Here is a 19,832-nt window from a genome sequence, read left to right as displayed (position 1 = left end):
CCGGAAGGCCGGAGAGCCGGAAGCCCGGAGAGCCGGAGTTCAGGGAGACCGAAGCTCGGCCAGGGTGACCGCAAGCCGCCAAGGCCCGCCGCTGCCGGAAGGCCAAAGTTTCAGGGGCCCAGAGCTTGGCCGCCGCCACCGGAAGCCACCGAACTCACTCAGCCACCAGCTCCAGCTCCAGCTCCAGCTCCAGCCCCAGCCAGACCTACCCCCGCAGGAATGCCCCCCACCTCAAACAACCCCCCACCCCCCTTACCCCCCTCACTCCCCCTGAGCCCAAGCCGCCACCGGCAACGAAAGATAAACCCCGAAATCCCCCAGCCCCGTAGCCGCAGCAATCCCCTCATGCAACCGCTCCACCCTCCCCTCCCGATCCACAGCCCTGCTCTCGAACCACTTGGACCGCACCTCGATCACCACATCCAACCCACTCCGGTCCAACGGCCCCAACCGCCGAAACCTCAACTCCACATCCCCCGGCTGAAGATCCCCGTCATAAGGCTCCTCAGGACACTCCACAGCAAGCGAAACAAGATGCGGCAACACCTCCCCCAACTCACGAAGCGTGCTCTCAGCGACATGCGGGGCGTAAGTGATCTCGACAAGCGGCACGGGCCCACTGTACGGCGACGCCACCCCACCCGTACGACGCCGGCGCCACCCCTCCCGTACGACACAACGGCCCCCACCCCCACGTACGACCACGCCCTCAGCCCCACGCACCCGCACCCGCACCCGCACCCGCACCCGCACCCACCCCCGACATAATCCCTTTCCCCTAACCCCCACCCCCTCCCTACCCTCCCCCCATGCCCACCCACCTGATCCTCCTCAACGGCCCCTCCAGCTCAGGCAAATCCACCCTCGCCCGAGCCCTCCAGACCACCCTCCCCACCCCCTGGCTGACCTTCAGCATCGACACCTTGGTAGAGGCATCCCCACCCCACCTCCTGGGCATCGCACCGACCGGCGAAGTATCAGCAGGCACGGAGTTCCAAAAACTCCAGTCCGCCTGGCAACACGGCCTGGCGGCGATGGCAACCGCCGGCGCCCAGATCGTCGTAGACGACGTCTTCCTGGCCGGCGCCACCTCCCAGGCCCAGTGGCAGAAAGCCCTGACCGGCCTGAACGTCCTATGGGTAGGCGTGCACTGCGACCCGACGGAGCTGGCGGCAAGGGAGGCCGCGAGGGGAGACAGAGTCCCAGGAATGGCCCAGTCCCAGGCGAAGCTGGTGCACAAGGGCGTCCGATACGACGTGGAGATCGACACGACGACCCTGCGACCGGAAGCAGCGGCCCGCCTCATCGAAACGCACCTCCGTCAATAACTCCCCCCGAACTCCACCTTCCGGTGCACTAATCGCACTCGGCGGACAACCACCCGCCACCCGCCGATACTCACAGAAAGCCACCACCGCACGAAGGAACTCCCCATGGCCGAACACGAGAAGCCCCCGCCGGACCCGAACACCGGCACCCCACCCCCCGGCAACACCGACGGCCAGGTCCCCCCGCCTCCCCCCAACGACGGAAAGCACAAGAAGTAGGACGGCACTCCCCGTGACGACCGACCCCAGCGTGACGACCGACCTCCCCGTGACGACCAACCTCAGCACCCTCCGCCAAACCCTCGACGCAGCCATGACCGCCCAGCACGCCTGGCCGAACCGCTCCCCCTGGATCCGCGAGCCATGGCCGACCTCCCTCGTCACCGCTTCGCCCCCGACCAGGTCTGGGCATGGACCGGCCACGCCTACACCCCCGTGGACCGCACCCAGGACCCCACCCGCTGGGCGCGGGAGGTCTACCCGGACCCGGACACCGCGACCGTCACCCACCTCACCGACGGCGTCCCCACCTCCAGCCTCTCCTGCCAGGCCGTGGTCGCCGACATGCTGGACTCCCTCCTCCCCGCCCCCGGCCACGAGGTCCTGGAACTCGGCACGGGCACCGGCTGGAACGCCGCCCTCCTGGACCACCGCACGGGCCCCGCCCGAACCGTCAGCGTGGAGGCGCACCCGGATCTGGCGGCGACGGCCGCCCGGAACCTGAAGGCCGCCGGAGCGGCGGTGACCGTGGAGACGGGCGACGGGGACGAGGGCTGGCCGGCGAGGGCCCCCTACGACCGGCTGATCGCCACGTACGCCGTGGACCGCGTCCCGTGGACGTGGATCGCGCAGACCCGCCCGGGAGCCCGCATCGTCACCCCCTGGGGCCACCTCGGCCACCTGGCCCTGACGACCGCCGCCGACGGCAGCTCGGCGACCGGCTGGTTCCAGGGCCTGGCCCAGTTCATGCCGACCCGCAACACCCCCCGCGCCGACCGCGCCTTCACCGACGTACGCGCGAGCGCCCCGCCCCGCACCGAGCGCCCCTTCCCCCTCGGCCTCACCCCCCTGAAGGAGAACGCGCACCTGCGCTTCGCCCTGCGCGTGGCCCTCCCCGACATCCGCATCCGCCTGGCGAGCGACGAGGACGGCCTGAACGCCTGGCTGCACGACCCCCACGGCTCCTGGGCGACCCTTTCAGCGACAGGCGACGGCGACAGCGACGGCACGACGATCGCCACCCAAGGCGGCCCCCGCCCCCTCGCCGACGAGCTGGAAGAGGCCTGGAACACCTGGCTGACCTTGGGGCAACCGGATGTGTACGACTTCGGCATGACCGTGCAGGACGAGGGCGCCACCCAGTACATCTGGGCCAACGACCCCGCCACAGGCCCCCGTTGGCCGATCCCGGCGACCCCCTGAACACCAAAGAAGACGACCCCCTGAACGCCGAAGGACCGGCCGCCCCGAAGAGCAGCCGGCCCCAGTCAAAGCAAACGCCTACGCCTTGGCCCCGGCGACCTCCACAACCTCGGCGCCCCCAGCAGCGACAGCCTCAGCACCGGCCTTCCGCTGCCCCGGCAGGAACGCCGCCAGGAAGAACGCCAGCAGCGCCGCCCCCGACCCCAGCGCCATGACCACCTTGAACCCGTTCTCGGAAGGCAGCGAGTTCCCCCCGAGGTTCATGGTCATCTGCGCCAGGATCACACCAGCCACGGCGCTGGCGACCGACGTACCGATGGACCGCATCAACGTGTTGAGGCTGTTCGCCGCGGCGGTCTCGGACGGGTCGACGGCCCCCATGATCAGCGCGGGCATGGCCCCGTAGGCGAAGCCGACCCCCGCGCCGATGACGCACGAGGCGAGGATGAGGTGCCACACCTCGGACATCAGCAGGATGTTCACCCCGTACCCGACGGCGACGATGGCCGCGCCGATCATCAGCGTCACCTTGGGCCCGCGCGCCTTGGTGATGGCGGCGGAGACCGGCGCGAACGCCATCATGACCAGCCCCTGCGGAGCCATGACGAGCCCGGCGACCAGCATCGACTTGCCCAGCCCGTACCCGGTCGCCTCAGGCATCTGAAGCAGCTGCGGCAGCACGAGGGACATGGCGAACATCGAGAACCCGAAGGCGATGGAGGCGAGGTTGGTGAACAGCACCTGGCGCCGCGCGGTGGACCGCAGGTCGACCAGCGGCTGAGAGGTCCGCAGCTCGAAGAACCCCCAGGCCAGCAGCACAATCACCGCAACGGCGAACAGCGCGAGGGTCGTCCCGCTGGTCCACCCCCAGTCACCGCCCTTGGAGATCGCGAGCAGCAGCGACACCAGCCCGACGGCCATCCCGACCGCCCCGACGAGGTCGAACCGCCCACCGCTCTGCGTCTTGGACTCGGGCACGAAAGCGATCACGAACCCCAGCGCGACGACCCCCAGCCCGGCCGGCGCCCAGAACAGCACGTGCCAGCTGAAGTTGTCGGCGATCAGGGCGGCCGCCGGCAGCCCGAGCGCACCGCCGACCCCCAGCGAGGCGCTCATCAGCGCGGTCGACCCGGCCAGCTTCTCGGCCGGCAGCTCGTCCCGCATGATGCTGATCCCCAGCGGCACGACCCCCGCCGCGAGCCCCTGGAGCGCGCGCCCGACGACCATCGGTACGAGGGAGTCGCTGAGCGCGCAGACGACCGACCCGGCGATGAGCATCAGGATGCTGACGATCAGCATCCGCCGCTTCCCGAACATGTCCCCGAGCCGCCCGATGACCGGCGTCGCGACGGCCGCGGCGAGCAGCGTCGCGGTGACCGCCCAGGCCGCGTTGGAGGCGGACGCGTCCAGCAGCTTCGGCAGCTCGGAGACGATCGGGATGACCAGCGTCTGCATGGTCGAGACCACGATTCCCGCGAAGGCGAGGACCGGGACGACCGCCGAGGACCGCGAGGCGGTTCGGGTGGGTGCGTCGGACATGGGAGGGGCCTTTCCTGGGGGGTTGCCGGATTAGCGTGTGCTTGACTCAAGCAACCATAAGAGGATTGCTTGAGTTAGGCAAGTTAAATCTCGGCATCGCAGGAGAAAGCCCGCCCACCTGGACAGATGGACGGGCCTGGAAGAGCTGCCTGGATCAGCTGAGGGAGCCGAGCGAGGCGGCGTCGTACGAGGCCAGCTCGCCCACCCGCCCCTCCAGCACCTTGGCGGCCCACTCCGGGTCCTGGAGCAGCGCGCGCCCGACGGCGACGAGGTCGAACTCGTCGCGCTCCATCCGGTCGAGCAGGTCGTCGATGGACCGCACCGGCGACCCCTCGCCCGCGAACGACTTCATGAAGTCCCCGTCGAGCCCGACCGAGCCGACGGTGAGGGACGGCTTCCCGGTGAGCTTCTTCGTCCAGCCGGCCAGGTTGAGGTCGCTGCCCTCGAACTCCGGCAGCCAGTACCGCCGGGTGGAGGCGTGGAAGGCGTCGACGCCGGCGGCGGCGAGCGGCGCGAGGATGGCCTCCAGCTCGGCCGGGGACTGCGCGAGCCGGGCGTCGTAGTGGACGCCCTTCCACTGCGAGTACCGGAAGATGACCGGGAACTCGGGGGAGACGCTCTCGCGGACGGCGGCGACGACCTCGGCGGCGAACTTGGTCCGGGCGACCGCGTCACCGCCGTAGGAGTCAGTGCGCCGGTTGGTGGTGGCCCACAGGAACTGGTCGATGAGGTAGCCGTGGGCGCCGTGCAGCTCGACCCCGTCGAACCCGATCCGCTCGGCGGCGGCGGCGGCCTCGGCGAAGGCGTGGATGACGTCGTCGAGGTCGCCCTGGGTCATGGCCTTGCCGTGCCCCGCGCTCCCGTCGAGCCGCAGCCCGGACGGCCCCATCGGCGGCGCGTCGGCGACCGGCGGCTTCCCGGCCTCGCGGGTCATCCCGACGTGCCAGAGCTGCGGGACGATGGCCCCGCCGGCGGCGTGCACGGCCTCGACGACCTTCCCCCACCCGTCCAGCGAGGCGTCCCCGTGGAACTTCGGCACCCGCCCGTTGTCCCCCGCCGAGTCGTGCCCGACGTACGTCCCCTCGGTGACGATCAGCCCCACCCCGGCGGCGGCCCGCCGCGCGTAGTACGACGCGACGTCCGCGCCCGGCACGCCGTCCGGGGAGAACGCGCGGGTCATCGGGGCCATGGCGATGCGGTTCGCAACGGTCAGTCCATTGATGGCGACGGGCCGGGACAGGATCTCGGCGGCCCGGGAGGGGGTGGCGGTCACGGAGGAGCTCCTCGTGAGTACATGGGGAAACCGGTAGGTATGTGCACGCGCATACGCCCGCGCGAACAGGACAACCGGACCGTGGTCCGCATCATTCCTACGAGACTCCGGGCCCGCGTGTGATCCCGGCCACCCCCGCTGCGGCCTACGGCCTCATCCGCGATCCCCGGTTGAGCGACCGCACCCGCTCCCGGAGCAGCACGTCCGGCTCCGGGACCTCGGCGTCGGCCGGATGACAGTCCCACTCCCGCCCGCCCCCGACGGGCCGCAGCTGGAACGTGCCGCCGAGCTGGGCCATGACCTCGCCGATCCGGCCGGCGCGGGTGTCGAGGAGGTACGAGCCGACGGCGGCGGCCCGCTGGTGCTCACCGCTCACTCGGACTCGCCTTTTCCCGCCCGCCGGAGGGCACCGATGAGCTGGTTGGCGACGGCCAGGTTGCAGCGGCCGAGGTCGAGGAGGGCGTACGCGGTATTGCGGTGACTGGCCGAAACAGGGTCAACTCGCAGGGAGGGGAGCATGATTCCGGCGACCGCGAGGGCTTCCATCAGCTGCACGAGGGCTTCCTGAATGGTCCCGGCGGTCGCGTCCTTCTTGTCCGGCTCGTCCATGGGGTCACTTCCTCCACGCTCGGTGTTTGCTTTCTCTACACAGCGTGGCCGGGGCGGCTCTACCCTGCTAGATACGGCGCAGGCACAACTTCGTGTGTAGAAAAGGGAGTCCGCGTATGGCCCGGCGCAAAGACCAAGACCCGTCAGTCTCTTCGCGGGCGCTCCTCGGCATAGAGCTGAAGCACGCCCGCGAACGAAAAGGACTCAGCCAGACCGATCTGGGCGCGATTCTGTTCGTCAGCGGCTCGTACATCGGCCTGATGGAGACCGGAGTGAGGCGGATTCGCCCGGAATTCGGCCCCCTACTGGATGAAGCGTTGGGGACGGGGGACTTCTTCACCCGTCACTCGCGGGAGCTGGCGAAGTCGCCGTATCCCGACCACTTCGCGGACACGGTGGAGGCGGAGGCCGAGGCGACGGAGATCAGGGAGTACGGGTCTACCCTGATCCCCGGTCTGCTACAGACCCGCTCGTACGCCTACGCGGTGTTCCGCGCGTACAAGCCGCTGGCGTCCGACGAGGACATCGAGGACGACCTCGCCTTGCGAATGGAGCGGACGAAGCTCCTCAGCAACCCGACAACGCCGATGTTGTGGGTGATCCTGGACGAGGCGGCGTTACGACGACCGGTCGGCGGCCCGGCGGTGATGGGGGAAAACCTGCGCCACATCGCGGAGTTGGTGAGGAAGCGCCGGATCATCCTGCAAGTACTGCCGTACAGCGCTGGCGCCCACGCCTCGATGACCGGAGCCCTGAAGATCATGGGCTACGACGACGCCCCTTCGCTCTCCTTCGCCGAGGCGCCCGGTGTCGGCCGACTGCTGGACGACCCAGCTATGGTCACCCGACACACCACGATGTTCAATCTCCTCGCGGCCAACGCGCTCACCCCACAAGATTCATTGGCGTTGGTCGAGTCGGTGGCAGAGGATTACGCACATGAGGAACAGCACTGAGTACAACCTGGACGAAGCCACTTGGTACAAGTCCAGCTACAGCGGCGGCGAGAACGGCAACTGCCTCGAAGTCGCTGACGGAAAGCCGGAGTTGACGCCGGTCCGCGACTCCAAGAACCCCACGGGCCCGAAGCTCACGTTCCGGACGTCAGCATGGTCGGCGTTCGTGGCGGACCTGAAGCGGGCGTAGGCGAAAACTCCCCCCGGCCGCCCCTCACCCCCGAGCGGGCGGCCGGGAGAGCCGTACGTCGCAGCCGACGACGCCGTCCTCACCCTGCGCCCGCACATACAGCCGCATGCCGCCACCCGGCAGATACAGAAACCCGACGAGCAACGAGTCGGCCCTCTCCCGCTCCTCGGGCACCTCGAACACCTCCCCGGCTTCACGCCGAACCCGCCCGACGACTTCCCAGGGCAGCACCATCTCGCCCTCCAAGTCCCCCTGGAAGAGCGGAACTTCATAGACAACCTGAAGCCCCCCGAGCACAGCCTTCCGCTTCCCCAGGATGGGCGCCTGGGTCTGGCCGCCCGCCGCCTGGGCTTCGACTACGCCATGGCCGTCAGGACGGCCCACCGCGTCACCACATCCGCCGGCACCTTCACCGCCGCCGAACTCGCCGGGCACGTTCCCAAGACCGCCTGGGCACGCATGCATACCGGCCACGGCCTCAAGGGCGACCGCCACCGCGACTGGGCCCTGCTCGACGTACCCGCCGACGACACCCCCGCCGGCCACTCCCACCTGATCGTCCGCCGCCACCGATCTACCGGCGAACTCTCCTTCTGCCGCTGGAAGATCGAAGAGGATCTCCAGCTCGGCAAGAGTGCCTGCGGCCTCGGCCAGGGCCAGACCGCCTGCTGGAACTCCTGGATGCGCTGGACCCTCATCAGCCTGCGCACCACCACCCAGGCCACCCGCGGCCGACTCGTCCCGGTCAGCGCCCGCGAACTGCTCCGCCTGCTGCGGGCCACCGTGCCGCACCGGTCCGCCTGGCGCCGCCGACCGGCACGATCAAGAACCACAGCTGCCGTGTCTGACCTACCAGAAGATGGCCATGGCGTTCGGCATGGATGTGGTACCGCCTCAGACGGAGACACTGCGGTCGAAGGCGAAACGTTTGGTAGCGCGAGGTTGGCCGGCCAAACGGCCACCGGGAATTCCACGATGCCGTCAGACAGAAAGCTTCGCCCTGCACCACACTTCCGGCAAAAACCGTTTCCGTGACCGACACTCCAGAGAATAGAAAGATTCCGGCCAAATATCCTCTGAATCGAGCCACTCAACCAGATCCGAATGGCGGCTATTTACCCTTCCTTGAACACCTTCTGGATATTTCTTACTATCGAACCGGGCGCCCACTGCGCCTCATGGCTCACATATGTGACCGTAACCGCGCGGGGGTCCATGACGCGGTGCGGATCACACGTCCCAGGGGGGAAAATGAGACTGCGAACCGCCATGCTGTCTGCGCTGGCCGCAGCAGGCGTGCTGGTGCCCGCTTCTGTTCCTGCACTTGCAAATGAAGCTCCCGTTCCGGATTTCCAGACCTCCGAATTAGCTGGACAGACGGACGACGGAGTCATCGGAGAATCCCTGCGCCTGCGCCGGGAGCTCGGCTTCGAGGCAACCGAGAAAAAGCTGACGGAGATCCTCAAGTCCCGGTCGGCCTCCGCGGACAATCCTGTCCACTCCCTCGTCAACGAGTGGGGCTTCATCGGAACACCTGCCGAGGCTGCGGAGATGAAGCGCCGCGACGCACTGGTTTCCGCGGTCGAGCCGACCGTGCAGACCTGGGCGCAGCAGGAGGGATTCGCGGGCGAATTCCTCGACAACCGTGACAGCGGGCGGTTGGTGGTGCAGTTCGCCGACGGCCTGCCTACCGAGAGCGCGCGAAACGCGTTCACGCAGACCGCAGTCAGGGCGGGAAGTTCGGCCGCCGACGTCGAATTCCGTGTCGTCGAGCACTCTTCCGCAGAGCTCACCGACGCCATGGAGGCAGTCTGGAAATGGGCCGAGGAGACAGGCGGCAGTGAGGTACCCGTCGCCGCCATCGAGGAGGACGTCACCGAGAATCGGCTCAAGGTGGTCCTGCGTCCCGGGGCCGAGCAAAGCGGCGTACGGAATGTTCTGGACCGGCTCGGTGTGCCTGCGGTGTTCTCCGAAGGCGACGCGGTCGAGGAGGCATGCACTTCCCGCAACGTCTGCGACTCACCCCGCCGCGGCGGGGTCGGCATCAGCCGATCCGGCTACGTGTGCACCGTCGGCTGGGTGGTGAACCGCAGCGGTGCACGGGGAGCGGTGACCGCGGGGCACTGCTGGTACGGCAGCAATAGCGGCGCGGTCGACTCCGGTGGCGCCACCTACGGATCGCTGACCGGCACCAACGCTCTCAGCGGCGGCAGCCACGCCGACATGCGCTTCCTCTCCATACCCAGCAACAGCCAGCCGTGGCTGTATCAGAACGCCGCGAACAAAGCCCGTGTGGTGACTGGTACTTCACTGGGTACCGTTGGAGCCACGTCCTGCCTGTTCGGCCGGAACTCTGAGAACACACGCTGCGGAACGATCTCGTCCACCAACGCCAGCCACAGAAGCAACACCTGCAACTGCACCGTCTACGGGCAGTCGGCAGCCTCTTACACCAGCCAGGGCGGCGACAGCGGCGGCGCGGTCGCGAGCAACTCGACAGGAAACGTCGCACGGGGTGTCCACTCGGCGACGACCGGGTCCACCAGGCACTACAGCTGGATCGGGTACACCTCCACCTACAACATCGGAACACTCGCCACCGGGTGATCCCGGAGGCCACGGGAACAGGATGCCCACTGTGAAAAAACGACTTCTGCTGGCTCCACTCCTGCTCGGCGGCTTAGCGGCCTGTTCCTCGGCAGCCGGGGCCGAGGCCGAGAGCGGGAAATGCCGTGACTGGCCCGCCTACGCCACTCCGCAGGACGCGCTTGAAGGTGCGGAGTATGTCATCACCGCCGACATCAGGGGGAGGGCCGGCAGCGAGTCCGTCTTCGGTGCCGAAGCACACGCTTATTCGGTCAGCACCGAAGGGCTTCCTGTGCTGAAGGGGGACGACGTGGGTTTCACCGACCTCAAGGTCGTCTCCACACCCGGAGCGTGTTCAGGCGGTGACCCCTATCCGGACGGAGACCCGCTGAACGGGCAGCAGCGAGTCATCCTGTTCCTGACCCGGGACGCCCCGGACGGCACCTGGCGCACCGTCACGCCAAACCATGGGGTCCTTCCGGCAAGCGGCAGCGACGGAACACTTCCCGACCGCTGGCCGTCATAGCCGTTCACAGGAGTGCCGGGAAGCACCGCTTCTCGGCACTTGGCGGTCGGCAGGGTGTCCACCCCGTCGCTTCCCAGGTGAAGAAGCGTATCGGGTCCTGCTGGTGGAGACGGCCCGGAAGACAGGGCTGGACCAGGCGATATCGGTGGCTCTGGCACCGTGGCGCAAAGCGCGGGCGGTGCACGATCCAGGGAAGATCCTGCTGGATGTGGCCCTGTCGGTCGCGTTCGGCGGAGACTGCCTGGCCAACGTGGGCATGCTGCGGGCCGAGCCGGCCGTGTTCGGTCCGGTGGCCTCCGATCCCACCGCCTCCCGTCTCATCGACGCCCTCGCTTCGGGCGGGCCGAAGGCCCTGGCGGCGATCCACACCGCACGGGCCCACGTCCGAGAACACGTCTGGAAGCTGGCCGGACAAGCGGGTCCCGGGCGGCAGACCCTGATCCGGGCCGACTCTGGCGGCGGCACCCACGAGTTCGTGGCCTGGCTCGCTCAGCGGGGCCGGTGGCTGTCGTACTCGGTCGGCATGACCATCACCGACGCCATCCAGCACGCTGTCCTGAAAGTTCCCGCCCCGGCCTGGACGGCAGCCACCGAACCCGACGGAGAGATCCGTGACGGCGCCTGCCTCAAGGGCTGGCCAAAGGGCATGCGGCTGATCGCCCGCAAAGAACGCCCGCACCCCGGCGCCCAGTTGCGCTTCACCGACGCCGACGGACTGCGGCTGACCTGCTTCCCCACCCACACCACCCACGCGGCGATCTCCGCCCTCGAACTGCGCCACCGCCAGCGGGCAAGAGCCGAGGACAGCATCCGAGGAGCCCGTGCCACCAGGAAAAGCGCGGTGCCGCCGCACATACACAACTTCGGGCAACGGAGGCCACCCACGCCCGACAAGCCTCACCTTTCTTCAGTGCTTCAGATCCACCACGGCACAGCAATGCGGATCCCCCTGCGGCACACGCCACAACTCCCGCTCCCAGGCCCGCGAGAACACCTCGGCGATGACGGCGGGCCCGACGTCGGAGAGCCGCACGTCGCAGCCGACGACGCCGTCCTCCCCCTGCTGCCGCACATACAGCCGCATGAGCCCATCCCCGAGATACAGAAACCCGACGAGCAAGGAGTCAGCCCTCTCCCGCTCCTCGTACCCGGGCGCGGGCCGGCTGAGGGTGGTCAGCAGGCGGTGAGCATGATCTTCCGTCCGCTCCCCACGGACCGCGTCGGAGGAGATCCGGACCATAGGCGCCCCAAGCACCTCCCCCACTTGGGAGTTGGAGTAGACCCGCACCTCCCCGGCTTCACGCCGCACCCGCCCGACGACTTCCCAAGGGAGCACCATCTCGTCCTGTGCGTCCCCCTGGAACAGCGGAACTTCATAGATCACCTGAAGCCCCCCGAGCACAGCCTTCCGCTTCCCCAGAGCAACCCGTACAGCAGGCACCCCATCCGGCCCCGGCAGCACTCCCCGCACCCGCAGCTTCCCGAGGATGGGCGCCTGGGTGTGGAGCACCAGATGCCCGGTCACATCAGCCTGGGCGATGGCTACTTCCCACGACGACATCACGGACGCCTCCTTTTGCTGTCGTTCTCGTCAGCTTCCCCAACCGGGATGCACCCCTTCGGGTAATGACGCCACACCAAGTTTCGAAGTAGTTTCAAAGTCATGAGTGCCGAACCCGCAGCCGTGAATTTCTCCGAACTGGTGAACAAGAACAAACAGACACTCGCCCGGCTCCACGATTCACCAAGACTGCTCCTGCACCGCAGGGACGGCGAGGATCTGGTCCTCACCACCGCAACCCGAGCTGAACGGGACCGGATAGTAGTGTCGGCAGCCACCAGAATGCTGGCGGCGCTGGCCCGCCAGGAGTCCCGCAGCAGAGAGTTGCTCCTCGGCATACTGCCGGACGCGTTCCCGTGGGTCCGTTTCCTGCCCGAGGTCGATCTCCATGCCTTCGCCGTCGAACTGGTCGACACCATGCGTGCCGCCGACTCGATCGGCAACAGCGCCTCCGTCGCCCAATTGCTCATCGCGTGGCAGCAGACGGCCGAGGTCTACTCCGACCCCGAATTGCTGGCCGCGCTGACCCGGGATCATGGCGAGGACTTCGGCCCGACCCAAGACCCGAGGGGCGTCGCATGAGCACGGACCGCGGCGCACCTCCGGCACCGGACGGGCACTGGGAAGTCCGTTTCGCCGACGCCGCCTCGGCCAAGGGCTGGGAGAGCCTCGCCCAGCAGGCCCGCGAAAACACCTACCGAGCGTGGATCACCATGCGCACCACCCCCAGACCGGCCGTCGAGACACCCCGGCACCACCGCCTCAAGGGCACTCTGGCACACAGCACCTATCGCGGGCAGACCTGCGAGCAGTGGCAGGTCGAGGTGACCGGCGGCGGCCGCATCTGGTACCTCCTCGACACCGCCCGGGAGACTTGCTGGATCACCTTCGCGGGCACAGGGCACCCACGAGCCACAGACCGCTGACAACGCCGCCGAGACTTAAGCCCCGCGCCCCGAGCCCCCTTTGTTTTGAATGGGTTTTGTGGGCTTCAACCCACCCTCCCACCCCGTGAGTTGACTTCGGGCGACCAGGTTGCGACGGACCGTCACATGGCTCTACGGTGCTCGCAACAGACGCAAAGAACCCCCGCCAGGTGCTCGCAACACCTGCGGGGGAATGAACCACTGGAGCAAGAATCCTGTGGCTGACGCCAACTTTAGTACCCCGCCCCTCCCCGCGCACCCCCTGGCCAAGCCGGGCTACGGAAAGCGAACGGCTCCCGGCCAACTGCGCCGGACGGACGCCGACTTCGCGCACCTCCCGCCACGCGAGGCGGCGATCGCCGGATACCTGGACCGGCTCCCCGACGGCACCGACATCTCGGTGAAAACGCTGGCGAAGACACTGCCGTACGGGCAATGCGCCCTCCGCACGGCCCTCAACCGGCTTCAGGCGGCGGGCCACTTGAGGCGGGGCCGGGAGAAGCTGCCCGCGCCCGCCGGCTCGGGGGGCGACCGCTGGATCACCCGAACGTGGTTCACGCGGACGGCGCGTGAGGATGACTGGTGGGCGGCGTTCACGCGGGGCGAGGTCCCGGAGGAGCCCGCGCCGAGCCCGCGGACGCGATCCCGCGCGTACATCTTCCTGGCGGCACTGGGCCGGGAAACCCCGTCCCTCTCCCTGTCGGCGGCGGAATGCGCCCGCCTGTCCCCGCAGGTGGAGCAGTGGTTCGAGCGCGGCGCGACAGAGAAAACCCTCCACACCGCCCTGCTCACCGGCCTCCCCACCCCGATCCACTCCCCGGCGGCCCTCCTCCACCACCGCCTCACCACCAAACTCCCACCCCCACGACGCCCGGCACCCCCACCCCCGGTACGCCTCCTGGAATGCTCGGCCTGCGGAACCCCAGGCCGCCCGGAAAAACTCCCCGGGGGCGTGTGCAGAGGCTGCACACCACCCACCACACCTCCATCCGCCCCACCCGCGTCCACGATCCACACCCGAGCGGCGGAGATCAGAGCTGCGATGGCCGCACGACGGGAGAAGCCTTCGCCGCGAGAGATGAGCACCCCATGACCACCGGCCCCACCGAACACCGGGACGTACCGGTCGAGGACTTCGAGGACTTGGCCGAAGCGGTCCCCCAACACTTCGGGCTCACCTGCACGGACGGGCAGGTACGCACCGAAGTCCCGCTCAGCGTCGAGGAGTTCGAGGAGCTGGAGCGACGGGCGCCGGAGACGGTGCGGCTGGAGTACGCGCGGGGGCGGCTGGAGCTGAAAGCGCTGCGGGACGGCAGACACGGCGCCATCCTCATGTGGCTGCTGCGCCTCCTCCTGACCCTGCGCCCCGACCACGCCCTCTACCCCGGAGTCGGCGTCAAAACAGAGGCCGGCCGCGAGGGCCGCTCCATCCTCGACGGAGCCTTCGCGCCGTACGAGCACTTCATGAGACACGGCAACTGGTCCGACCCCGAGGGCATCTTGATGGCCCTGGAGATCACGACCGACGACCACCGCACCAACCAGCGCATCCGCGAGGACAAGCCCCTCGCCTACGCGGAGTCCGGCATCCCCGCCTACCTCCTCATCGACCGCAACACCATGACCCTCACGGTCTTCAGCGCCCCCGAGAACGGCCGCTACCAACTCTCCCCCTCCTACCCCTGGGGAGCCGCCGTCCCGCTCCCCCTGGGCCTCACCCTCGACACCGGCCCCCTCAAGAAATACGCCGGCTGACAGACGGAAGGACACCCGCATGACCGCTCCTACGGTCCGGCGGCACCACCCCGGGGCACGATGGAGGGGAGGAGGCGACGCCATGACCCCCAGCACCGCCCACGGCCCGCAGATGTCCGCCGAGGACTTCGAGGAGCTGGCCGCAGCCGCTCCCGAAGGCGTCCGGCTCGAATTCATCGACGGCCGGGTCCACTCCAAGGACCCGCTCGGCGTCGAGGAGTTCGAGGAACTGGAACGCCGGGCGCCGGAGACCGTGCGGCTGGAGTACATCAACGGAAAACTAGAGGTCAAGGCAGTGCCGGACGGCAATCACCAGGAGATCCTCGTCTGGCTGCAAGAGCAGGTCATGCTGAACCGGCCCGACCTCCGCCTCTACGGCGAGTCCGGGGTCAAGAGCGAGGCGTACCGCAAGGGACGCGCCCGCGCGGACGGAGCCGTCGCGCGCAAAGGGCACTTCACCAGGCGGGGCGAGTGGTCCGTGTCCGACGGCATCCTCATGGCCGTCGAGGTCACCTCCCACGACCGCGACACCCACCAACGCGACCGCGTCGACAAGCCCATCGGCTACGCGGCGGTCGACATCCCCGTGTACCTCCTCATCGACCGCGACGACAACACCCTCGTCGTCCATTCAGCCCCCGAGAACGGCCGCTACCAGGAGATCGACACCTACCCCTGGGAAACCGACGTCCCGCTGCCGTCCCCCCTCGACTTCACCCTCGACACCTCCGAGCTGAAGAACTACACCGACTGACAACACCCCTCACCCACCCACCATCCCCCCAATATCCCGAACCCCCTCCCCCGTCACCGCGCAATACCCCTCGACCTCGCCACTTCTCGCGGTCCTTCTCCTCGTCCGTCATGCGAAGAAAGACGGTGGAACAGGCACAAGGGGTTCCGGAAAGCACTGAAGAAACGCCCCACGGAAACGCGGAAAACGCGGAAAACGCCGAAAGCGGCACCCCCCGCCGAAGCGAGAAGCACCGCCCTCAGTAGCGACTACCGATCCAGGAAACCGGATCAGAAGTCCATGTCACCACCCGGCATCCCGCCACCGGCAGGCGCAGCGGCCTTCTCCGGCTTGTCGGCGATGACGGCCTCGGTGGTGAGGAACAGCGCGGCGATGGACGCCGCGTTCTGGAGCGCGGACCGCGTCACCTTCGCCGGGTCGATGATGCCCTCGGCGACGAGGTCGACGTACTCACCGGTCGCGGCGTTCAGACCGTGACCCGGGGTGAGGTTGCGGACCTTCTCCACCACGACGCCGCCCTCGAGGCCGGCGTTGACGGCGATCTGCTTCAGCGGGGCCTCAAGGGCGAGCTTGACGGCGGCAGCGCCGGTCGCCTCGTCACCCTCCAGCTCCAGCTTCTCGAAGACCTGCGCGGCCTGGAGCAGCGCGACGCCGCCACCGGCGACGATGCCCTCCTCGACGGCCGCCTTGGCGTTGCGCACGGCGTCCTCGATGCGGTGCTTGCGCTCCTTGAGCTCGACCTCGGTCGCGGCACCGGCCTTGATGACGGCCACGCCGCCCGCGAGCTTCGCCAGGCGCTCCTGGAGCTTCTCGCGGTCGTAGTCGGAGTCGGAGTTCTCGATCTCGGCGCGGATCTGGTTGACCCGGCCGGCGACCTGGTCGGAGGAGCCGGCACCGTCGACGATGGTGGTCTCGTCCTTGGTGATGACGACCTTGCGGGCGCGGCCCAGGAGGTCGAGCGTGGTGTTCTCCAGCTTGAGGCCGACCTCCTCGGAGATCACCTCGCCGCCGGTGAGGATGGCGATGTCGTTCAGCATGGCCTTACGACGGTCGCCGAAGCCGGGCGCCTTGACGGCGACGGACTTGAACGTGCCGCGGATCTTGTTGACGACCAGCGTCGACAGGGCCTCGCCCTCGACGTCCTCGGCGATGATCAGCAGCGGCTTGCCGGACTGCATGACCTTCTCCAGGAGCGGCAGCAGGTCCTTGACCGAGCCGATCTTGGAGTTGGCGATGAGGATGTACGGGTCGTCCAGGGACGCCTCGAGGCGCTCCATGTCGGTCGCGAAGTACGCCGAGATGTAGCCCTTGTCGAAGCGCATACCCTCGGTGAGCTCCAGCTCCAGACCGAAGGTCTGGGACTCCTCGACGGTGATGACGCCTTCCTTGCCGACCTTGTCCATGGCCTCGGCGATGAGCTCGCCGATCTGGGTGTCGGCGGCGGAGATGGAGGCCGTGGAGGCGATCTGCTCCTTGGTCTCGACGTCCTTGGCCTGCTCGAGCAGGGCGGCGGAGACGGCCTCGACGGCCTTCTCGATACCGCGCTTCAGCGCCATCGGGTTGGCACCGGCGGCGACGTTACGGAGGCCCTCGCGGACCAGCGCCTGGGCGAGGACGGTCGCGGTGGTCGTACCGTCACCGGCGACGTCGTCCGTCTTCTTGGCGACTTCCTTGACCAGCTCGGCGCCGATCTTCTCGTACGGGTCCTCCAGCTCGATCTCCTTGGCGATGGACACACCATCGTTGGTGATCGTGGGGGCGCCCCACTTCTTCTCAAGGACGACGTTGCGGCCCTTGGGGCCGAGGGTGACCTTGACGGCGTCGGCGAGCTGGTTCATGCCGCGCTCAAGGCCTCGCCGCGCCTCCTCGTCGAACGCGATGATCTTGGCCATGTGAAGTGGTCCCTCCAGGACTGCTGGGTGAGTACCGCAGAGGACCGCGCCCGCGCCCGCGACGGACGGCTCCCCGGCGCGGACGGTTCCTTGCCCCGCCCGGCCGCGAGCCTCACCGACTCGGTCCTTCGTAGCACTCTCACCTTCAGAGTGCTAACGCCAATGATTAGCACTCGACCCCCGAGAGTGCAAGACACCCTCCCCTCGCCCGGACCCCGGCGGACCCCCCGCGCGGGCACGTCGAAGGGCCCGCGTCCTGGACAGACGCGGGCCCTTCGACGTGCCGGAAACGGTGTACAGAAAATCTTCAGGCGGTGAGGCGAACCATGTCGGCCTGCGGGCCTTTCTGACCCTGCGAGATCTCGAACTCGACGCGCTGGCCCTCTTCGAGGGTGCGGTACCCGTCCATCTGAATCGCGCTGTAGTGGACGAAGACGTCCGCACCACCGTCGACCGCGATGAAGCCGTAGCCCTTCTCCGCGTTGAACCACTTGACGGTGCCCTGAGCCATGCCTAACTCCCCTATTACTGGCCCTTGCACAGATCCGCACTTCGCGGATCCGGGTCAGACCTCACCCCCCAATGACTGGGGGCGTGCGCCGGAACGCGTCGACCGCCGCTGAATGTATCCGCCCCACTGCCGTCCGCAACAGGTCAATCCGACGAGAATTCTGGACGGATCCGATCCGGAATGTGGTGAGAATTCCACTGAATTCAGGGCAATCCGGGCCGGGCAAAGGCCGCGAATGCCGCACCCGCGACAGCCACTTTGGCTATTTCTTATCGGGCGCTCACCGGGAGAGCCAAGGCGCGTTACCCAACCTTACAGCGCCTAACCACACAGAATTGCCCCCTCCGTTTCGAACCAGGAGAGGGCAATTCGATGAACATTCAGTAATGGCAGTTACCGACGGTTACTACCCGTTGGTAACGACATTAAGTCAGCCACCCGCGACGGCCGGGATGATCGAGACCCCGGCGCCGTCCGGCGTCGCCGTCTCAAGACCCTGCTCGAACCGCACGTCGTCGTCGTTGACGTACACGTTCACGAACCGCCGCAGCTTGCCCTGGTCGTCCAGGACCCGCGCCGCGATCCCCGTGTGGTTCTTCTCCAGGTCGGCGATGACCTCCCCGAGGGTCCCGCCCTCGGCGCTCACCTCGGCGACGCCGCCGGTGTACGTACGCAGGATGGTCGGGATACGAACGGTCACGCTCATGCGAGGCCAGCCTCTCGGAAGGAGTCCAGGGTCGGACGGATGGTCGCGGTCAGACCGGTGCCGGCCACCGCGTCGAGGGTCTTGAGCCCGTCACCGGTGTTGAGGACGACGGTCGTCAGCGCCGGGTCGAGGAGCCCGTTCTCGATCAACTTGCGAGTGACCCCTACGGTCACGCCCCCGGCGGTCTCCGCGAAGATCCCCTCGGTCCGCGCCAGCACCTTGATCGCGTCCACGATCTCCGCGTCGGTGACGTCCTCGACCGCGCCCCCGGTCCGCCGCGCGATGTCGAGCACGTACGGCCCGTCCGCCGGATTCCCGATGGCCAGCGACTTGGCGATGGTGTCCGGCTTCTGCGGCCGGACGACGTCGTGCCCCGCCTTGTACGCGACGGAGACGGGCGAGCACCCCTCGGCCTGCGCCCCGAAGATCTTGTACGGCTTGTCCGCGACCAGCCCCAGCTTGATCAGCTCCTGGAGCCCCTTGTCGATCTTCGTGAGCTGCGAGCCGGAGGCGATGGGGACGACGAGCTGGTCGGGCAGCTCCCAGCCCAGCTGCTCGGCGATCTCGTACGCGAGCGTCTTGGAGCCCTCGGCGTAGTAGGGCCGCAGGTTGACGTTGACGAACCCCCAGCCCTCGCCCGCCGAGTCGCCGATCAGCTCCGAACAGAAGCGGTTGACGTCGTCGTAGTTGCCCTCGATGCCGACCAGCTGACCGCCGTAGACGGCCGCCATGACGACCTTGCCCTGCTCCAGGTCGTGCGGGATGAACACGCAGGAGTTCAGGCCCGCGCGGGCGGCGGCGGCGCCGACGGCTCCGGCGAGGTTGCCGGTGGAGGAGCACGAGAGGGTGGTGAACCCGAACGCGCGCGCCGCTTCGAGCGCCTGTGCGACGACCCGGTCCTTGAAGGAGTGGGTCGGGTTGCCGGAGTCGTCCTTGATGAAGAGCCTGCCCTCGGCGACCCCGAGTTCCGCCGCGAGCCGGTCGGCGCGGACGAGCTTGGTCCAGCCCGGGTTCAGGTTCGGCTTGTCGGCGACGTCCGCGGGGACGGGCAGGAGGGGGGCGTAACGCCAGATGTTGGCCGGCCCGGCGGCGATGCGGGCCCGCAGTTCCTCGGCGTCGTAGGCGGAGAAGTCGTAGGCGATCTCCAGCGGGCCGAAGCACTCTTCGCAGGCGAAGGACGGGCCGAGGGGGACGCGGTGGCCGCATTCGCGGCAGCTGAGGGCGGAGGCAGGTCCGAGGTCGACGGTCTTCTCTGTACCGGTCCGCTGCTCGGCGATGGTCTGCACAGCCATGGGAGG

Annotated in this window: 21 protein-coding genes and 2 pseudogenes; 12 read left to right on the top strand and 11 right to left on the bottom strand. The window is 68.3% G+C overall.

Features of this window, described 5'->3' with window-relative positions:
• Window positions 1–261 precede the first annotated feature (261 nt).
• Complete coding sequence (locus ACYUD3_RS36020; RefSeq protein ID WP_470979833.1) at window positions 262–612, bottom strand: hypothetical protein; 351 nt, start codon at window positions 610–612, stop codon at window positions 262–264.
• Window positions 613–809: 197 nt separating this feature from the next.
• Between ACYUD3_RS36020 and ACYUD3_RS36015 the strand changes: the two genes are divergently transcribed.
• Both ACYUD3_RS36015 and ACYUD3_RS36010 read left to right on the top strand, forming a co-directional pair.
• Entirely contained in the window at window positions 810–1,328 is a 519-nt protein-coding gene (locus tag ACYUD3_RS36015; RefSeq protein ID WP_470979830.1) for a chloramphenicol phosphotransferase CPT family protein, read from the top strand.
• 363 nt (window positions 1,329–1,691) lie between these two features.
• Window positions 1,692–2,750: a methyltransferase domain-containing protein gene (locus ACYUD3_RS36010; RefSeq protein WP_470979827.1), complete on the top strand. Its 1,059-nt coding sequence runs from the start codon at window positions 1,692–1,694 to the stop codon at window positions 2,748–2,750.
• Window positions 2,751–2,828: 78 nt separating this feature from the next.
• Here ACYUD3_RS36010 and ACYUD3_RS36005 read toward each other — a convergent pair whose 3' ends face one another.
• The 4 genes from ACYUD3_RS36005 to ACYUD3_RS35990 all read right to left on the bottom strand — a co-directional run bounded on the left by ACYUD3_RS36005 (window position 2,829) and on the right by ACYUD3_RS35990 (window position 6,171).
• Window positions 2,829–4,289, bottom strand: coding sequence for an MFS transporter (locus ACYUD3_RS36005; protein WP_470979824.1), 1,461 nt, complete (start codon window positions 4,287–4,289; stop codon window positions 2,829–2,831).
• A 154-nt stretch (window positions 4,290–4,443) separates the two neighbouring features.
• Complete coding sequence (locus ACYUD3_RS36000; protein ID WP_470979821.1) at window positions 4,444–5,562, bottom strand: NADH:flavin oxidoreductase; 1,119 nt, start codon at window positions 5,560–5,562, stop codon at window positions 4,444–4,446.
• A gap of 145 nt (window positions 5,563–5,707) precedes the next feature.
• Window positions 5,708–5,938 carry a hypothetical protein gene (locus ACYUD3_RS35995; protein WP_470979817.1) on the bottom strand — a complete coding sequence of 77 codons (231 nt, stop codon included), beginning with the start codon at window positions 5,936–5,938 and terminating at the stop codon, window positions 5,708–5,710.
• The gene (locus ACYUD3_RS35990) at window positions 5,935–6,171 is read right to left on the bottom strand and encodes a hypothetical protein (protein WP_470979814.1); all 237 of its coding nucleotides are present in this window, start codon (window positions 6,169–6,171) and stop codon (window positions 5,935–5,937) included. Before ACYUD3_RS35990 ends, ACYUD3_RS35995 begins: the two co-directional genes overlap by 4 nt.
• A gap of 116 nt (window positions 6,172–6,287) precedes the next feature.
• Between ACYUD3_RS35990 and ACYUD3_RS35985 the strand changes: the two genes are divergently transcribed.
• The gene (locus ACYUD3_RS35985) at window positions 6,288–7,127 is read left to right on the top strand and encodes a helix-turn-helix domain-containing protein (RefSeq protein WP_470979812.1); all 840 of its coding nucleotides are present in this window, start codon (window positions 6,288–6,290) and stop codon (window positions 7,125–7,127) included.
• The gene (locus ACYUD3_RS35980) at window positions 7,111–7,317 is read left to right on the top strand and encodes a DUF397 domain-containing protein (RefSeq protein WP_470979809.1); all 207 of its coding nucleotides are present in this window, start codon (window positions 7,111–7,113) and stop codon (window positions 7,315–7,317) included. The genes ACYUD3_RS35985 and ACYUD3_RS35980 overlap by 17 nt, the downstream gene beginning before the upstream one ends.
• Before the next feature lie 24 nt (window positions 7,318–7,341).
• On the opposite strand, the gene ACYUD3_RS35975 is transcribed toward ACYUD3_RS35980, so the two are convergent.
• Entirely contained in the window at window positions 7,342–7,887 is a 546-nt protein-coding gene (locus ACYUD3_RS35975; protein WP_470979806.1) for a hypothetical protein, read from the bottom strand.
• A gap of 274 nt (window positions 7,888–8,161) precedes the next feature.
• On the opposite strand from ACYUD3_RS35975, the pseudogene ACYUD3_RS35970 reads away from it, so the two are divergent.
• The 4 genes and pseudogenes from ACYUD3_RS35970 to ACYUD3_RS35955 form a co-directional block, all read left to right on the top strand.
• A pseudogene (locus ACYUD3_RS35970) lies at window positions 8,162–8,371 on the top strand (hypothetical protein); the annotation flags it as partial.
• 197 nt (window positions 8,372–8,568) lie between these two features.
• Window positions 8,569–9,924, top strand: coding sequence for a S1 family peptidase (locus ACYUD3_RS35965; RefSeq protein WP_470979803.1), 1,356 nt, complete (start codon window positions 8,569–8,571; stop codon window positions 9,922–9,924).
• Window positions 9,925–9,946: 22 nt separating this feature from the next.
• A complete protein-coding gene (locus tag ACYUD3_RS35960; protein WP_470979800.1) occupies window positions 9,947–10,429 on the top strand; it encodes a hypothetical protein in 483 nt (160 codons plus the stop codon).
• 82 nt (window positions 10,430–10,511) lie between these two features.
• Window positions 10,512–11,258 (top strand): annotated as a pseudogene (locus ACYUD3_RS35955) (transposase); the annotation flags it as partial.
• Window positions 11,259–11,336: 78 nt separating this feature from the next.
• Here ACYUD3_RS35955 and ACYUD3_RS35950 read toward each other — a convergent pair.
• Window positions 11,337–11,990 (bottom strand): hypothetical protein, encoded by a 654-nt coding sequence (locus tag ACYUD3_RS35950; protein WP_470979988.1) that lies wholly within the window; start codon window positions 11,988–11,990, stop codon window positions 11,337–11,339.
• Window positions 11,991–12,092: 102 nt separating this feature from the next.
• Here ACYUD3_RS35950 and ACYUD3_RS35945 point away from each other — a divergent pair, with 102 nt between their 5' ends.
• The 4 genes from ACYUD3_RS35945 to ACYUD3_RS35930 all read left to right on the top strand — a co-directional run bounded on the left by ACYUD3_RS35945 (window position 12,093) and on the right by ACYUD3_RS35930 (window position 15,425).
• Window positions 12,093–12,572: a hypothetical protein gene (locus ACYUD3_RS35945; RefSeq protein WP_470979797.1), complete on the top strand. Its 480-nt coding sequence runs from the start codon at window positions 12,093–12,095 to the stop codon at window positions 12,570–12,572.
• Window positions 12,569–12,916 carry a hypothetical protein gene (locus ACYUD3_RS35940; RefSeq protein WP_470979794.1) on the top strand — a complete coding sequence of 116 codons (348 nt, stop codon included), beginning with the start codon at window positions 12,569–12,571 and terminating at the stop codon, window positions 12,914–12,916. The genes ACYUD3_RS35945 and ACYUD3_RS35940 overlap by 4 nt, the downstream gene beginning before the upstream one ends.
• Window positions 12,917–14,005: 1,089 nt before the next feature.
• The gene (locus tag ACYUD3_RS35935) at window positions 14,006–14,671 is read left to right on the top strand and encodes a Uma2 family endonuclease (RefSeq protein WP_470979791.1); all 666 of its coding nucleotides are present in this window, start codon (window positions 14,006–14,008) and stop codon (window positions 14,669–14,671) included.
• Window positions 14,672–14,753: 82 nt separating this feature from the next.
• Window positions 14,754–15,425 (top strand): Uma2 family endonuclease, encoded by a 672-nt coding sequence (locus tag ACYUD3_RS35930; RefSeq protein WP_470979788.1) that lies wholly within the window; start codon window positions 14,754–14,756, stop codon window positions 15,423–15,425.
• A 269-nt stretch (window positions 15,426–15,694) separates the two neighbouring features.
• On the opposite strand, the gene groL is transcribed toward ACYUD3_RS35930, so the two are convergent.
• From groL to thrC, 4 genes are all read right to left on the bottom strand, one after another.
• Window positions 15,695–17,317 (bottom strand): chaperonin GroEL, encoded by a 1,623-nt coding sequence (gene groL / locus ACYUD3_RS35925; RefSeq protein ID WP_470979785.1) that lies wholly within the window; start codon window positions 17,315–17,317, stop codon window positions 15,695–15,697.
• Window positions 17,318–17,624: 307 nt separating this feature from the next.
• The gene (locus ACYUD3_RS35920) at window positions 17,625–17,828 is read right to left on the bottom strand and encodes a cold-shock protein (protein ID WP_219092312.1); all 204 of its coding nucleotides are present in this window, start codon (window positions 17,826–17,828) and stop codon (window positions 17,625–17,627) included.
• 430 nt (window positions 17,829–18,258) lie between these two features.
• The gene (locus tag ACYUD3_RS35915; RefSeq protein WP_470979782.1) at window positions 18,259–18,534 is read right to left on the bottom strand and encodes a MoaD/ThiS family protein; all 276 of its coding nucleotides are present in this window, start codon (window positions 18,532–18,534) and stop codon (window positions 18,259–18,261) included.
• Window positions 18,531–19,826: a threonine synthase gene (thrC, locus tag ACYUD3_RS35910; protein WP_470979779.1), complete on the bottom strand. Its 1,296-nt coding sequence runs from the start codon at window positions 19,824–19,826 to the stop codon at window positions 18,531–18,533. The genes ACYUD3_RS35915 and thrC overlap by 4 nt, the downstream gene beginning before the upstream one ends.
• Window positions 19,827–19,832: the final 6 nt, after the last annotated feature.

Source organism: Streptomyces sp. AMJ-169, from assembly GCF_055597585.1.
This window is presented reverse-complemented; position numbering and strand designations above follow the sequence as displayed.